Here is a 15,241-nt window from a genome sequence, read left to right on the forward strand (position 1 = left end):
CCGGCCCGGGCTCAGAGGTGCCGGTCGGTGCAGATGACGACCAGCTCGGCCAGGGCCGCCGCGGCGACGTCGTCCAGGTCGGGCGCCGACCCCAGGGCCTCCAGGGAGGCCCGCGCGGCGGCGTCGATCATCTCCTCGGTGCGGGCGAGGGCGCCGCTGTCGCGCAGCACCCGCCGGCAGGCCTCGACCGTGGCCTCGTCGAGGTCGGGGTCGCCCAGGCTGGCGGCGAGCAGCTCGGCCCCCGGTTCGTCGGCCAGCTCCAGCGCGTGCGCCACGAGCACGGTGTGCTTGCCCTCCCGCAGGTCGTCCCCCGCGGGCTTGCCGGTGTGCCCGGGGTCGCCGAAGACGCCCAGGACGTCGTCCCGCAGCTGGAAGGCCTCGCCCAGCTGGGCGCCGTACTCGGCGAGCGCGGCCAGGAGCCCGGGGCCGGCGTCCCCCGCGCGGGCGCCGACGAGCAGGGGCTGCTGCACCGAGTAGCGGGCGCTCTTGTAGCGGATGACCGTGCGGGAGCGTTCGACCCGTTCGGCGTAGCCCAGGTCGGCCCACCCCACCACGGCCTCGAGCATGTCGAGGAACTGGCCGCCCATGAGCTGGGTCCGCATCCGGTCGAACTCGGGGCGGGCCCGGGTCAGGGCGTCGACGGGCAGGCCACTCGTGGAGAAGAGCTCGTCGGTCCAGTTCAGGCACAGGTCGCCGGCGAGGATCGCGGCGGCGTGGCCGAACCGCTCGGGGTCGCCGTTCCAGGCCTGCCCGCGGTGCTGGGTGGCGAAGGCGCGGTGGGCGGTGGGTCGTCCCCGGCGTCGGTCGCTGTTGTCCATGACGTCGTCGTGCAGGAGCGCGGCCGCCTGGAAGACCTCCATCGAGCTCGCGGCCCGGACCGCGGCCTCGTCGTCAGGACGCCCCGCGGCGCGCCAGCCCCAGTAGAGGAAGGCCGCCCGCAGCCGCTTCCCGCCGGCGAGCAGGTCGGCGACCGCGTCCACCAGCGGGCCCATGGGTGCGCCGAGCTCGGCCAGCACCTCCCGTTGGTGCGCGAGGTGGTCGTCCAGGGCCCGCTGCACACGGGGCCGCAGGTCGACGCCGTCCAACGGGTGGGCGTGCGCCACGGGTGATCTCCTCAGCTCGGGGACCGGGGGTCCGTCCGTCCCGACGAGCCTAACGGGTGGCGCGGGGGTGCCCGGCCCCGGACGGCCCCCGTCGGCCCGGGCCATCCCCGCCCCTGGCCCGGGCCGGTGGCCATCCTGCCCGGACCGGGGGTCCGGCCCGGGTCCTTCGTCCACAGGGGACCGGACGGGTCGGTCGGTCGGACCGGTGGTGCGCCTCCCACCTGGGGATCGTCCGGGGCGGGCACCGGAGGGGTTGAGCTTGTCGGTGCTGGCTCGTACATTTGTCCGTATCGAACACGGGTTCGAACACATGGGCGGAGGTAGGTCGATGAGCAGGTGGTACCAGGACCAGGTCGAGGTCAGGCTGGGCGACCCGGAGGAGCACCGGGTCCGGCTCGAGCCGGGGTGGCGCCGGGGGACGCTGACCGGCCCGGACGGGGGCCCGACGCACGTCCCGACGACGTTCCTGTGGCAGGGCCGGGTCCACGTGGTGCGCGGCGTCCTGGCCCAGTGGACGCAGCGGGTGCCGTGGTGGCGCCGGCAGGAGGAGGGGGTCTCGGGCGGACCGTCCGCGGAGGTCCTCGAGCAGCAGGTGTGGCGGGTGGAGGCCTCGGCCGGCCGGACCCTCGGGCAGGGGGTCTACGACCTGGTGCAGGACGAGCGGTGGCGGCTGGAACGGGTCAGCGACTGACGGCGCCCACGACGACGAGCACCACGACGACGAGCACGACGACGACACGACGAGCACCACCCCACGGCGACGACGAGACGAGGAGAACACCATGAGCACCACCACCATCGGCACCACCAGCGAGACCGTCCGAGGACCTTCCCCGGAGCCGGACGGGCCGACCGGCACCGCCGGCACCGTGCTGGACCTGCTGGACCGGGCCCGTGGCGGGCTGCTGCTGGCCTGCCACAGCGGCACGGCGTCCGAGCGCTACACCCAGGCCCACCTGGCCGCGCTGCGGGCGGGGGCGGCCCTGCTGGCGGCCCGCAGCGCGCCGAGCCGGCGGGCCAGGCCGCGCAGCGTGTGGGAGGTGCTGCCCACGGTGGCGCCGGAGCTGACCGAGTGGGCCGTCTTCTTCGCCGGGTCCGGCCGCCGGCGGCTGGCGCTGGAGCGCGGTGCCGACGTGGTGACCGCGCGCGACGCCGACGACCTGGTCCGTTCCGGCGAGCGGTTCCTGGAGCTGGTCCGGGCCAGCCTGCACCTGCCGTGCGGCCTGCCGCTGCCGGCCGAGCTGAGCCCCGTCCGGCCGAGCTGAGCCCCGTCCGGCCCGGCCGAGCCTCGTCTGGCCGGCCGGGCCCGCAGACACTTCCCGGCCCCCGTGCCGGTGCGTCCCACCCCTTCCCGTGACAGGACCCGTGATCCCCATGCCCGTCCCCCCGCCCGACGACTTCGTCCACCTGCACGTGGCCTCCAGCGCGTCGATGCGCTACGGCGCCTCGCACCCGGACGAGCTGGTGGACCGGGCGGTCGAGCTGGGCCAGTCCGTGCTCGCCCTGACCGACCGGGACGGGCTCTACGGCGCGGTCCGGTTCGTCCGGGCCTGCTCGGCGGCCGGGCTCACCCCGGTGCTGGGGGTCGACCTGGCCCTGGGGCAGGGTGCCGGGCCCGGCACCGGAGCCGTATCCGGGCCCGACGCCCGTGGACGGTCGGACGACGACCTGTCCGGCCCGGCCCGGATCGAGCTGGGGGCCCCCGGGCGGGCCTCCCCGGCCAAGGGCGGCAGCCTCGTGGACGACCAGCGGCCCCGGGTCGTCGTCCTCGCCCGGGGCCAGCGCCCCGGGCTGGCCCCCGGCACCGGGTGGGCACGGCTGTGCCGGCTGGTCACCCAGACCCACCTCGCGGGGGAGCGGGGGGCGCCGCGCACCCGGCCCGACCTCCTCGCCCGGGCGGCCGCCCCCGTCGACGGCGTCGCGCCGGTGGTGGTGCTCCTGGGGCCGGACTCCGACGTCGGCCGCGCCGTGCTGGCCCGGCGCCGCGACCTGGCCAGGGCCCGGCTGCAGGCGTGGCAACGCCTGCTGCCGCCGGGTGCGCTGCGGGTCGAGCTCGTCGTCCACGGCGGCCCCGAGGGCACCCCCGGCAGCCTGGGGCACGCCGCCCGCGCCTGGGCGCTGGCCCGCGAGTGCGACGTCCCCGCCGTGCTCACGGCGGCGGTCCGGCACGCCGTCCCCGAGCAGGCCCGGGTGGTCGACGTCCTCGACGCCGCCCGCCGGATGGTCGCCCTCGACGAGCGTCACCTCGACCGGGTCAGCACCGCCGGCCACCTGGCCACCACCGCGACCATGCACGCGCGTGCCCGGTCGCTGGCCGAGGCGGCCGGTGCCGGTGCCGACGCCTGGACGCTGCTGAGGGACACCCTGGCGCTGGCCGGCGAGTGCTCCCAGGACGCCCGCTCCGACCTGGGCATCGGGTCGGTCCACCTGCCCGAGCCGCAGGTGCTCGGCGTGGCCGGGGTCGGCCAGGCCCACGAGGTCCTGACCCGGCGGTGCGCCGACGCGGTGCCGGCCCGCTACCCCGGCGCGGGCACCGCATACCTGGAGCGGGTCCGTCGCCGGCTGGACGAGGAGCTGGGCGTGATCGCCGGGCTGGGCTACCCCACCTACTTCCTCACCGTCGCCGCCGTGTGCGACCTCATCCGCGACCACGGGGTCCGTGTCGCGGCCCGGGGCTCGGGGGCCGGGAGCCTGGTGACCTACCTGCTCGGCATCAGCGGCGTCGACCCGATGGAGCACGGGCTGCTGATGGAACGGTTCTGCTCGCCGCTGCGCGCGCAGCTGCCCGACATCGACATCGACGTCGAGTCGGCCCGGCGCACCGAGATGTACGAACGCATCCTGGAGCGGTTCGGCTCCGAGCGGGTCACCACCGTCTCGATGGCCGAGACCTACCGGGTGCGGCACGCCGTCCGCGACGTCGCCGCCACCCTGGGGATGCCGCCCGGGGAGGTCGACGTGCTGGCCAAGGCGTTCCCGCACGTGCGCGCCCGGGACGCCCGGGCCGCCGTCCGCGACCTGCCCGAGCTGCGCACCGCCGGCCTGGACGCCCCCCGGATGCAGCTGCTGCTGGAGCTGGTGGAGTCCCTCGACGGGCTGCCCCGGCACATCGCGATGCACCCGTGCGGGGTGATCCTGTCCGACACCGCCCTGCTGGACCGCACCCCGGTGGAGGCCAGCTGGCTGGGGTTCCCGATGAGCCAGTTCGACAAGGACGACGTCGAGGAGATGGGGCTGCTCAAGCTCGACGTGCTCGGCATCCGGATGCAGTCGGCGATGGCCCACGCCGTCCAGGAGGTCGCCCGCGTCGACGAGGTCCGGGTCGACCTGGACGACCGGGCCCAGGTACCGCTGGACGACGAGGACACCTACGCCCTGATCCAGTCCACGCGGACCCTCGGCTGCTTCCAGATCGAGTCGCCCGGCCAGCGTGAGCTGGTCGGCAAGTTCGCCCCGGAGACCTTCTCCGACATCATCATCGACATCTCGCTGTTCCGGCCCGGGCCGGTCAAGTCGGACATGATCCGTCCCTTCCTGCACGCCCGGCAGGGGTGGGGCGAGCCGGAGTACCTGCACCCCAGTCTCGAGCCCTACCTGGAGCAGACCTGCGGGGTCGTGGTCTTCCACGAGCAGGTGCTGCAGATCGTGGCCGAGACCACCGGGGTCAGCCTGGCGCAGGCCGACGAGGTGCGCCGGGCCATGGGCACGCCGCAGGGCCAGGCCGAGGTCGAGCTGTGGTGGCGGGCCGCGGCGGCCGACCGCGGCTACCGCCCCGAGGACGTCGACCGGATCTGGGAGGTGCTCGCGGCGTTCGCCTCGTTCGGCTTCTGCAAGGCGCACGCGGCGGCGTTCGCGCTGCCGACCTACCAGTCGGCCTGGTTGAAGACACACCACACGGCCGCGTTCCTGGCCGGGGTGCTCACCCACGACCCGGGCATGTACCCCAAGCGGCTCATCCTCGACGAGGCCCGCAGCATGGGGGTCCACGTCCTGGGGCTGGACGTCAACGCCTCCACCGACGTCTACCGGGTGGAGCGGGTCGCGGAGGACGGAACCGCCGGGGTCGGCGCGGAGGGCGGAGCCGGCGACGGGAACGTCGCGGAGGAGGACGTCCGGGGCGGTGCGCGGCCCGTCCTGGGCCGGGGTCCCGACCGGGTCGACCGGGTGATGGCCGCGGTGGAGCGGCGGGCGCACCGCTACGGCATCCGGCTCTCGCTGGCCGACGTCAAGGGCATCGGCGAGGACGAGGTGCGGCGGATCGTCGCCGGGCAGCCCTACTCCTCGCTGTCGGACCTGTGGCAGCGGGCGCGGCCCAGCCGGCCCACGGCCGAACGGCTCGTCCTCGCGGGCGGGTTCGACGCCCTGCACCGGGTGGGTCGCCGGGCCGCCGGGCGGGGCGGGCTGACCCGCCGTGACCTGCTGCTGCACGTGCGCGAGCTGGACCGGTGGAGCCGGCACGTCGACACCGCCTCGGGACGCAGCCGCGCCGGACGCCGGCGACCGGCGCCCGTGGTCGAGGGGGAGGTCGCCGCCCGCACCCGGGCCCAGGCCGTGGGGCGGCGCGGCTGGCACGAGCAGGCCGGGCCCGCCACCCAGCTGGCCCTCGACCTGGGCGACGAGCCGACGGTCGTGGGCAGCGGGCTGCCGGAGATGACCCCGGCCGAGCAGCTGCACGCCGAGCTGGAGGTCCTCGGCCTGGACGTCAGCCAGCACGTCGTCGCCGCCTACGGACCCATGCTGGCCGAGCTGGGGGTGACCCGGTCCCGCGACCTGCTCTCCCGGCGCAACGCCGCCGAGGTGCTGCTGGCCGGGGCCAAGGTGGCCACCCAGACCCCGCCCGTGCGCTCCGGACGCCGGGTGGTCTTCCTCACCCTCGACGACGGGACCGGCCCGGCCGACGCGACCTTCTTCGAGGACGTGCAGGGTCCGTACGCCACGACGATCTTCCACTCCTGGCTGCTGCTGGTGCGCGGGGTGGTGCGTCGCACCGGGCCGCGCGGGGTCTCGGTCCGCGCCACCGGGGCGTGGGAGCTGGGCCCCCTGTCCCAGGCGTGGGAGCGGGACGGGGTCGAGGGGGTGCGCGCGGCGATGGCCGCCGTCGAGGAGCAGGCCCGGGCGCTGGCGGCCGCCGCCGACGGCGCCGCGCCCGACCGACGGGTCCTCGTGCACGCCTCGGGGTTCCGGCAGTCGCCCTACGCCGACGTCCGGCCCGCCGGCGGCCACGCCCGGGGAACCCCCGCGGCCAAGCTGTGGCACTCCAGCCCGGGGAGCTCGGGATGGTGAGGCCGACGGTGGACGTCCTGCACGTGGACATGGACGCCTTCTACGCCGCGGTGTCCCTGCTCGACCGGCCCGAGCTGCGCGGCCGGCCGGTGGTCGTCGGCGGAGGATGGCGCAGCGTGGTGCTCTCGGCCACCTACGAGGCCAGGGCGTTCGGGGTGCGCTCGGGGATGCCGATGGCCACCGCGCGCCGGCTGTGCCCGGCGGCGGTCGTCGTCCGCCCCGACCACGACCGCTACGCCCGGGTGTCGGAGGCGGTGATGGCGGTCTTCGCCGAGGTCACCCCCCGGGTGGAGCCGGTGTCGATGGAGGAGGCCTTCCTCGACGTCTCCGCCACCGCCCGGCAGTGGGGGACGCCCCGGCAGATCGGCCAGTGGATCAGGGACACCGTCGCCGACGAGCAGGGGCTGACCTGCTCCGTGGGCGGGGCACCGACCAAGACAGTGGCCAAGATGGCCTCCCGGGCGGCCAAGCCCGACGGGATGCGGCTGGTCTCCCGCCGGGAGGTGGTCCCCTTCCTGCACCCGCTGCCGGTCGGTGCCCTCTGGGGCGTGGGGGAGGCCACCGAGTCCGAGCTGCACCGGCTCGGGCTGCACACGGTGGGCCAGCTGGCCCACGTGCCGGTCGCGACCCTGCGCCGGGCGTTCGGGGAGCAGACGGCCCACCGGCTGCTCGACCTGGCCTGGGGGCGCGACGACGACCCGGTCACCCCGGCGCGCCGGGAGCGCAGCGTGGGGTCCTCGGAGACCTTCGCCCACGACGTCGACGACCCGGTGGTGGTGCGTCGCCAGCTGCTCCACCTGGCCGAGCGGACCGCCAGCCGGATGCGGCACGCCGGCGTCCTGGGCCGCACCGTGGTGCTCACGGTCCGGTTCTCCGACTTCACCACGATCACCCGCTCGCGCACCGTCGCGGTGCCCACCGACGTGACCCGGGACGTGCACGCCACCGCCTGCGCGCTCTACGACGCGCTCGGGCTGCAGCGGGCCCGGGTCCGGATGCTCGGCGTGCGGGTCGAGGGGATCACCGACGCCGGGACCACGCTCGTCCAGGGCCGGCTGGACGAGCCGGAGAAGGGGTGGCGGGAGGCCGAACGGGCCGTGGACCGCGCCGCGGCCCGGTTCGGCCGGCACGCGGTCCGCCCCGCGAGCCTGCTCCCGGAGCGTCCCCGGGACGTCCCCGCGCGCCGTCCGACCCCTCCGTCGGGGCGTGCGGGAACTCCCGCTAGTGATTCGCGCGTTGGCGTCATATCCTGATCCCCAAGACATGGGCGTCGGCAGCACCCCGGCCGAGGCCCGCCTTACCACCACCGGAGGTCCCCGTGCCCCTCTCCGAACACGAGCAGCGCGTCCTGCAGCAGATGGAGAAGGCGCTCTACGCCGAGGATCCCCGCCTGGCCACGACCCTGAAGAGCACCGCGTCCCGCGGTGGCGGGCGGGGCCTGGACCGCCGCCGCATGGCCCTGGGGGTCCTCGCCGCCGTCGGCGGGCTCGCGCTGGTCGTCGTCGGCGTCATGTCGCAGATGATCTGGGTCGGTGCCGTGGGCTTCCTGGCGATGGTGCTGGGCGGTGCGTGGGCGGCGACGCCGGGCCATGCCGCCGGCCCCACCCTCACCGCCGTCGGTCCCGACGGCAGGCCGCGCGGCGGCGGCCCCGGACGGGGCGGTCGGGGCGGTGGTGGCGGTGGTGGCGGTGGCCGTGGACCGAAGGCACCCCGCGGACCCAAGGGCGGCTCGTTCATGGACCGCATGGAGCAGCAGTGGGACCGCCGCAAGGAGCAGGGCCCCTTCTGAGCGGCCCGGCGCACCAGGCCCAGGCCCGCCCGCCGCACCCGGCCCGGCCCCCCAGGGTCAGCGCACGAAGAGCACCGTCACCGCCCACACCGCGATGATCGCGAAGGCCGTGGCCAGCTCGATGAGGATGTTCGTCCCCACCGCCCGCAGCGCGTGGCGGGTGGCCCACCAGGCCTCGGTGCGATCCCGGGTGCGGGCCAGCGAGATGAGGAAGATTCCCACCGGGAACCCGACGAACAGCCCCACCACGGGGATGACGAACGCGCCCACGATCGCCGCGACCACGCCGGCCACCAGGGTGCTGGTGCCCACCCCCGCCCGCCGCATGCGCTGACCGGGGACCAGCCACTGCAGGGCCGTCCCGGCCAGGAACAGCACCAGGGTGACGCCCAGCACCACCCACCCGCTCGTGCTCGGCGACTCGAGCGCCCAGATGAGCACCGCGACGACCACGAGCAGCAGACCGGGCAGGACGGGCACGACGATGCCGAGCACGCCGACGGCCATGAGCAGGGCGAGCACGATCTCCAGCACGGTCATGGGCAGCCAGTCTGCCAGCCAGGGGAGGGCCCGGGACGCAGGACGCCCGCGCACGCTCGGGGCGTGCGCGGGCGGTCCGCGTGCGGTCGTCGCGACCGCGGTGGCTCAGAGAACCGGGCTCTCCTCGGCGTGCAGCCGGTGCGTCTCGTCGAGGATGTCGACGTCCTGCAGGTGGCGCAGCTTGTCGAGGTGCTCGCGGCCGTGGTGGGCGCAGAAGTGCAGCTCGAGGCCGTCACCCAGGCGCGCACGCACGTAGGCCTGGGCACCGCAACGGTCGCAGCGGTCGGAAGCGGTCAGCTCGGGGGTCAGCGTGGCGTTCACGTCGGTCTCCTCTCCTGGCCCCAGGGTGGTCGGTCCCCTCCTGGTGCCTCTCAGTCAAGCACGACAACGTCCCGTGGCCGGGACTTTGTGCCCCGGGCGAGGGGTGTTTCGCTCAGCGCGTAGCCGGGAATGCAGGCCCGCATCCCCGGGCCCGTCGCGCCTGACCGGGCGCGTCGGACGCCGCGGCTAGGCTGCGCACGACCCGTCCCCGTAAGGAGAACCACCCGTGGCGCAGGACTACTCGGCCAGGCACCTGCAGGTCCTCGAGGGCCTGGAGGCCGTCCGCAAGCGGCCCGGCATGTACATCGGCTCCACCGACTCCCGGGGCCTGATGCACTGCCTGTGGGAGATCATCGACAACTCCGTCGACGAGGCGCTGGGTGGTCACGGCGACCGGATCGAGGTCGTGCTCCACGCCGACGGGTCGGTCGAGGTGCGCGACACCGCCCGGGGCATCCCGGTCGACATCGAACCGCGCACGGGGCTCTCCGGGGTCGAGGTCGTCTTCACCAAGCTGCACGCCGGCGGCAAGTTCGGCGGCGGTTCCTACGCCGCCTCCGGGGGTCTGCACGGGGTCGGCGCCTCGGTGGTCAACGCCCTGTCCTCGCGGCTGGACGTCGAGGTCGACCGCAAGGGCAAGACCTACAGGATGAGCTTCCGCCGCGGGGAGCCGGGCGTCTTCGACGACCAGGGCGGGGCACCGTCGCCGGACGCCCCGTTCACGCCGTTCGAGCGCAGCAGCGAGCTGCAGGTCGCCGGCAAGGTAAGGGCCGGCCGCAGCGGCACCCGGGTCCGCTACTGGGCCGACCCGCAGATCTTCGTCAAGGACGCCAGCTTCACCTACGACGAGCTGGTCTCGCGGGCGCGGCAGACCGCCTTCCTCGTCCCCGGGCTGACCATGGTCGTCCGGGACGAGCGCGGGCTGCCCGGCACGGCCGGGGAGGACGGCCCCCACGAGGAGGTGTTCGCCTACTCGGGCGGGATCACCGAGTATGCCGAGTACCTCGCCCCGGATGCCGCGCTCACCGACGTCTGGCGGCTGCAGGGCTCGGGCAGCTTCACCGAGACCGTGCCGGTGCTGGACGACCGGGGCCACATGGTCTCCACCGAGGTCGAGCGCGAGTGCGAGGTCGACGTGGCGGTCCGCTGGGGGACGGGCTACGAGACGACCAGCCGCAGCTTCGTCAACATCATCGCCACGCCCAAGGGCGGCACCCACGTCGCCGGCTTCGACCAGGCGCTGATGAAGGTCTTCCGCAAGCAGCTGGAGGTCAACGCCCGCCGGCTGAAGGTGGGCAACGACAAGGTCGACAAGGACGACATCACCGCCGGCCTCACCGCGGTCGTCACCGTCCGGCTCGCCGAGCCCCAGTTCGAGGGGCAGACCAAGGAGGTGCTCGGCACCAGCGCCGTGCGGGCCATCGTCTCCCGGGTCGTGGAGAAGGGCCTGACCGAGCGGCTGACCTCCACCCACCGGGGCGACAAGGCCCAGGCCAGCCTGCTGCTGGACAAGGTGGTCTCGGAGATGAAGTCGCGCATCTCGGCCCGGCTGCACAAGGAGACCCAGCGCCGCAAGAACGCGCTCGAGTCCTCCTCGCTGCCGGCCAAGCTGGCCGACTGCCGCACCAACGACACCGCGCGCAGCGAGCTGTTCATCGTCGAGGGCGACAGCGCCCTGGGCACGGCCAAGCTGGCCCGTTCCAGCGACCACCAGGCGCTGCTGCCCATCCGCGGCAAGATCCTCAACGTCCAGAAGGCCTCGGTCTCGGACATGCTCTCCAACGCCGAGTGCGCCGCCATCATCCAGGTCATCGGGGCCGGCTCGGGCCGCTCGTTCGACCTCGACATGGCCCGCTACGGCAAGGTCATCATCATGACCGACGCCGACGTCGACGGCGCCCACATCCGCACCCTGCTGCTGACGCTGTTCTTCCGCTACATGCGCCCGCTCGTCGAGGCCGGCCGCGTCTACGCCGCGATGCCTCCCCTGCACCGGATCGAGGTCACCGGCGGGCGCGGACGGGCGGGCAAGGAGTACCTCTACACCTACACCGAGCCGGAGATGCGCCGGACGGTGGCCGCGCTCCAGAAGAAGGGCCGCACCGTCAAGCAGCCGATGCAGCGCTACAAGGGACTGGGGGAGATGGACGCCGACCAGCTGGCCGAGACCACGATGGACCCCCGGCACCGCACCCTGCGGCGGATCACCCTCGCCGACGCCGCCCGCGCGGACGGCGTCTTCGACCTGCTCATGGGCAGCAACGTGGCGCCCCGCAAGGACTTCATCGTCGGGTCCGCCGACCAGCTCGACCGGGAGCGGATCGACGCCTGAGGGGCACCCGTCGGGAGGAGGGTCCCGCGTCCGCTAGACTTGTACGTCCGCCGCCCTCCGTCTGCGAGGAGCGGCAGCTCAGACCCTGAGGGCGATCCGGCCCCGGGGGACGTACGGGCGCCACGTGAGCGCCTGGAGGTTGGTCCGGTCGCGCGTTTCTAGGCGTCGAGGCGAGCACCACCCTCGACGATCCGACGAAAGCAGTGACCCCATGGCCAAGCCTGTCCGTACCGGTGCCTCCGGAGCCAAGAAGCCCCGCCACACCCCAGCCCAGAAGAAGGCCGCCCGCATGGCCCGCGAGAAGCAGGCCCGGGCCCAGCTCAAGGGCCGCCGGGAGCGCCCGTCCGGGGACCGTCCCGAGCGACGGGACGAGCCGTCCGCCGACGGGGCCCGGCGCACCGGCGGCTACCCGCGGCGCGACGACCGTCAGGGCGGCTACCCCCGCCGGGACGACCGCCAGGGCAGTGGTTACCGCGGCCGCGACGAGCGCGGGGGTGGTTACCGTGGCCGCGACGACCGCGAGGGTGGCTACCGCGGCCGCGACGACCGTCAGGGCGGCTACCCCCGCCGGGACGACCGCCCGGGTGGCGGTTACCGAGGCCGGGACGAGCGTCAGGGCGGGGGCTACCGCGGTCGCGACGACCGCAGCGGCGGCGGCTACCCACGCCGCGACGACCGGCCCCGCTGGGCGGACGAGCAGCGCGACGACCGCCGGGACGACCGTCGCGAGCGGGACGCCCGTGAGGACCGCCGCGGTCCCCGCGAGCACACCTGGCGTGCCCACCGCGAGGAGCGCGAGGGCCGCAGCACCGAGCGCGGCCGTCACGAGGGCCGCAGCTGGGACGAGAACCGCCGGCGCGACGACCGCGGCTGGCAGGACCGGCGTCGTGATGCCGCCCCCGTCCAGGAGCACCACGGCGACGACGACCGCGAGGCCGCCGAGGCGGCATACCAGGAGCACCTGGCCGCCAGCGCCGCGAAGCAGGTCGAGGCCGAGGTGACCGAGGACAACGGCTTCGCCGCCCTGGGCCTGGACCCCAAGCTGGTCGACGCCCTGGCCCGCACCGGCATCACCCAGCCGTTCCCCATCCAGACGGCGACCATCCCCGACGCGCTCGCCGGCCGGGACCTGCTCGGCCGCGGCCAGACCGGGTCCGGCAAGACGATGGCCTTCGGGCTGCCGATGCTGCACCGGCTCGCGGGCCGCCCCCGCGCGGTCCCGCACCGGCCCCGCGCGGTCATCATGACCCCGACCCGCGAGCTGGCGATGCAGATCGTCGACGCCCTCGCCCCGCTCATGCGGGCGATCGACAAGCGCTTCGTCCTCGTGGCCGGCGGCATGTCCTACACGCCGCAGCTGACCGCGCTCGACCGCGGCGTCGACGTCCTCGTCGCCACGCCCGGCCGGCTCATCGACCTCATCGACCGGTCGGCCGCCGACCTGTCCGAGGTCGAGATGATCGTCCTGGACGAGGCCGACCACATGGCCGAGATGGGCTTCGTCGAGGCGATCCGCCAGATCCTCGACCTGACCCCGACCGACGGCCAGCGCCTGCTGTTCTCCGCGACGCTGGACCACGGGGTCGACCAGGTGGCCAAGACCTACCTCAAGGACCCGGTGACCCACTCCACCAACGACGTCGCCGCCAGCGTGACGACGATGGAGCACCACCTCTTCCTCGTGCACCCGCACCACAAGCGGCCGATCACGGCGGCGATCGCCAACCGGCCCGGCCGCACCATCGTCTTCTGCCGCACCAAGCTGGGGGCCGACCGCGTGGCCCTGCAGCTGCGCGAGTCCGGCGTCTTCGCCGCGGCGCTGCACGGCGGGCTCAACCAGGCCCAGCGGACCCGGGTGCTCGACGCCTTCAAGGGCGGCACCCTGCCGGTCCTCGTCGCCACCGACGTCGCCGCCCGCGGCATCCACGTCGACGACGTCTCGCTCGTGCTCCAGGTGGACCCCCCCGCGGACCACAAGGACTACCTGCACCGCTCGGGCCGCACCGCGCGCGCCGGGGACGAGGGCGTCGTCGTGACGCTGGCGCTGCCGCACCAGAAGCGCCAGGTCGGCCGGCTGCTCGACGCCGCGGGGGTGCAGACCGACCCGCGCACCGTCGCCCCCGAGGACACCGCGATCATCGAGACCGCCGGCGGCCGGGTCGCCGAGGGGGAGCCGATCCCGCAGTCGGCCCTCGACGCGGTCCTGCGGCCGCGCCGTCCCGCCGGCCGGGGCGGACGCCCCGCAGGACGCGGGGGGTATGGAGCGCGCGGCGGCCAGGGCGGCCGCGGCGGCTACAAGGGCGGGAGCCGTGGCCGCGACGGCGGCGACCGCTCCGGCGGGCGGCCTCGTCGCGACCCCGACGCGCCGAGGGGCGACGGGCGACGGGACTGGTCCCCGCGCTGACCCGGCGGGGCGAGGGCATACCTATGCACCCACGGGCATAAGATGTCGGGCGGTCGCCGCGCCCCGGGTCCCCTGCCCGGGCGGCGGCCGTCCGACCGACCCGACCGGAGGCTCCATGTCCGACTCCATCGACCCCGCCCTGCAGCACGCCTACCGTGAGGTGCTGCGCCGCAACCCCGGGGAGCACGAGTTCCACCAGGCCGTCGAGGAGGTCCTCGGCTCCCTCGGGCCGGTGGTCAAGCGCCACCCGCACTACCTGGCCGAGCGCGTCATCGAGCGGCTGTGCGAGCCGGAGCGGCAGATCATCTTCCGGGTGCCGTGGACCGACGACGCCGGACAGGTGCAGATCAACCGCGGCTTCCGGGTGGAGTACTCCTCGGTGCTGGGCCCCTACAAGGGCGGCCTGCGCTTCCACCCCAGCGTGCTGCTGGGCACGGTGAAGTTCCTCGGCTTCGAGCAGATCTTCAAGAACGCCCTCACCGGGCTGCCGATCGGCGGCGGCAAGGGCGGCTCGGACTTCGATCCCAAGGGCCGCTCGGACGCCGAGATCATGCGCTTCTGCCAGTCGTTCATGACCGAGCTGTACCGCCACCTGGGCGAGTACACCGACGTCCCGGCCGGGGACATCGGCGTGGGCACGCGCGAGATCGGCTACCTGTTCGGGCAGTACAAGCGGATCACCAACCGCTACGAGGGCGGCGTGCTCACCGGCAAGGGCCTGGCCTGGGGCGGGTCGCAGGCTCGCACCGAGGCCACCGGCTACGGCACCGTCTACTTCGCCCAGGAGATGGCCCGGCACGCCGGGGTCGGCTTCGAGGGCAACGACGTGGTCGTCTCCGGCTCGGGCAACGTGGCGATCTACGCGATCGAGAAGGTGCACGAGCTCGGCGGCAAGGTGCTCGCCTGCTCCGACTCCTCCGGCTACGTCGTCGACGAGCAGGGGATCGACCTGGACCTGCTCAAGGACGTCAAGGAGCACCGCCGCGAGCGGATCGCGGCCTACGCCGAGGCCCGGCCCTCCGCCCGTTTCGTCGAGGGCGGCCGGGTCTGGGACGTGCCCTGCCACGTGGCCCTGCCGTGCGCGACGCAGAACGAGCTGGACGAGGACGCGGCCCGGGTGCTGGCGGCCAACGGCACCGAGATCGTCGCCGAGGGGGCCAACATGCCCTGCACGCCCGGCGCCGTCCGGGTCTTCGCCGAGGCCGGGGTGCTCTTCGGACCGGGCAAGGCGGTCAACGCCGGCGGCGTGGCCACCTCCGCGCTGGAGATGCAGCAGAACGCCTCCCGCGACTCCTGGACCTTCGAGCACACCGAGGAGCGGCTGGCCGAGATCATGCGCCGCATCCACGAGCGGGTCGTCACCACCGCCGAGGACTACGACCGGCCCGGCGACTACGTCTTCGGCGCCAACGCCGCCGGCTTCACCCAGGTCGCCGACGCCATGCTCGCCATGGGCGTCATCTGAGGAA

11 protein-coding genes are annotated in these 15,241 nt (G+C 74.7%); 8 read left to right on the forward strand and 3 right to left on the reverse strand.

What is annotated here, in order from left to right:
* Positions 1–11: 11 nt before the first annotated feature.
* Complete coding sequence (locus FJR00_RS08535) at positions 12–1,103, reverse strand: polyprenyl synthetase family protein (protein WP_237770255.1); 1,092 nt, start codon at positions 1,101–1,103, stop codon at positions 12–14.
* A 328-nt stretch (positions 1,104–1,431) separates the two neighbouring features.
* On the opposite strand from FJR00_RS08535, the gene FJR00_RS08540 reads away from it, so the two are divergent.
* The 5 genes from FJR00_RS08540 (at position 1,432) to FJR00_RS08560 (ending at position 8,175) form a co-directional block, all read left to right on the forward strand.
* Positions 1,432–1,794, forward strand: a complete 363-nt coding sequence (locus FJR00_RS08540) for a DUF6504 family protein (protein WP_083664263.1) — start codon at positions 1,432–1,434, stop codon at positions 1,792–1,794.
* Between the two features lie 91 nt (positions 1,795–1,885).
* Positions 1,886–2,368, forward strand: coding sequence for an SAV_6107 family HEPN domain-containing protein (locus FJR00_RS08545; RefSeq protein ID WP_181409554.1), 483 nt, complete (start codon positions 1,886–1,888; stop codon positions 2,366–2,368).
* Positions 2,369–2,477: 109 nt separating this feature from the next.
* On the forward strand, positions 2,478–6,386 hold the full coding sequence (locus FJR00_RS08550; RefSeq protein ID WP_141338343.1) for a DNA polymerase III subunit alpha: 3,909 nt from the start codon (positions 2,478–2,480) through the stop codon (positions 6,384–6,386).
* Positions 6,380–7,639, forward strand: coding sequence for a DNA polymerase IV (dinB, locus tag FJR00_RS08555; protein ID WP_141338344.1), 1,260 nt, complete (start codon positions 6,380–6,382; stop codon positions 7,637–7,639). Before FJR00_RS08550 ends, dinB begins: the two co-directional genes overlap by 7 nt.
* A gap of 65 nt (positions 7,640–7,704) precedes the next feature.
* Positions 7,705–8,175, forward strand: coding sequence for a DUF3040 domain-containing protein (locus FJR00_RS08560; RefSeq protein WP_141338345.1), 471 nt, complete (start codon positions 7,705–7,707; stop codon positions 8,173–8,175).
* A gap of 57 nt (positions 8,176–8,232) precedes the next feature.
* Here the strand turns inward: FJR00_RS08560 and FJR00_RS08565 are convergent, their stop codons facing one another.
* Together FJR00_RS08565 and FJR00_RS08570 are read right to left on the reverse strand one after the other, a co-directional pair.
* Positions 8,233–8,715 (reverse strand): DUF456 domain-containing protein, encoded by a 483-nt coding sequence (locus tag FJR00_RS08565; protein ID WP_141338346.1) that lies wholly within the window; start codon positions 8,713–8,715, stop codon positions 8,233–8,235.
* A 105-nt stretch (positions 8,716–8,820) separates the two neighbouring features.
* A complete protein-coding gene (locus FJR00_RS08570) occupies positions 8,821–9,036 on the reverse strand; it encodes a DUF7455 domain-containing protein (RefSeq protein ID WP_141338347.1) in 216 nt (71 codons plus the stop codon).
* Positions 9,037–9,262: 226 nt separating this feature from the next.
* Here FJR00_RS08570 and FJR00_RS08575 point away from each other — a divergent pair, with 226 nt between their 5' ends.
* From FJR00_RS08575 to gdhA, 3 genes are all read left to right on the forward strand, one after another.
* A complete protein-coding gene (locus tag FJR00_RS08575) occupies positions 9,263–11,368 on the forward strand; it encodes a DNA gyrase/topoisomerase IV subunit B (RefSeq protein WP_141338348.1) in 2,106 nt (701 codons plus the stop codon).
* Positions 11,369–11,579: 211 nt separating this feature from the next.
* Positions 11,580–13,772, forward strand: coding sequence for a DEAD/DEAH box helicase (locus tag FJR00_RS08580; RefSeq protein WP_141338349.1), 2,193 nt, complete (start codon positions 11,580–11,582; stop codon positions 13,770–13,772).
* A gap of 115 nt (positions 13,773–13,887) precedes the next feature.
* Complete coding sequence (gene gdhA, locus FJR00_RS08585) at positions 13,888–15,237, forward strand: NADP-specific glutamate dehydrogenase (RefSeq protein ID WP_141338350.1); 1,350 nt, start codon at positions 13,888–13,890, stop codon at positions 15,235–15,237.
* Positions 15,238–15,241 lie beyond the last annotated feature (4 nt).

Source organism: Ornithinimicrobium kibberense, assembly GCF_006519705.1.
Classification (GTDB): Bacteria; Actinomycetota; Actinomycetes; order Actinomycetales; family Dermatophilaceae; genus Ornithinicoccus; species Ornithinicoccus kibberensis.

Bases quoted from the DNA above. Each gene is read 5' to 3' on its own strand.
- FJR00_RS08540 (WP_083664263.1), top strand. From the start codon at position 1,432: ATGAGCAGGTGGTACCAGGACCAGGTCGAGGTCAGGCTGGGCGACCCG.
- FJR00_RS08545 (WP_181409554.1), top strand. From the start codon at position 1,886: ATGAGCACCACCACCATCGGCACCACCAGCGAGACCGTCCGAGGACCT.
- FJR00_RS08550 (WP_141338343.1), top strand. From the start codon at position 2,478: ATGCCCGTCCCCCCGCCCGACGACTTCGTCCACCTGCACGTGGCCTCC.
- dinB (WP_141338344.1), top strand. From the start codon at position 6,380: ATGGTGAGGCCGACGGTGGACGTCCTGCACGTGGACATGGACGCCTTC.
- FJR00_RS08565 (WP_141338346.1), bottom strand. From the start codon at position 8,715: ATGACCGTGCTGGAGATCGTGCTCGCCCTGCTCATGGCCGTCGGCGTG.
- FJR00_RS08580 (WP_141338349.1), top strand. From the start codon at position 11,580: ATGGCCAAGCCTGTCCGTACCGGTGCCTCCGGAGCCAAGAAGCCCCGC.
- gdhA (WP_141338350.1), top strand. From the start codon at position 13,888: ATGTCCGACTCCATCGACCCCGCCCTGCAGCACGCCTACCGTGAGGTG.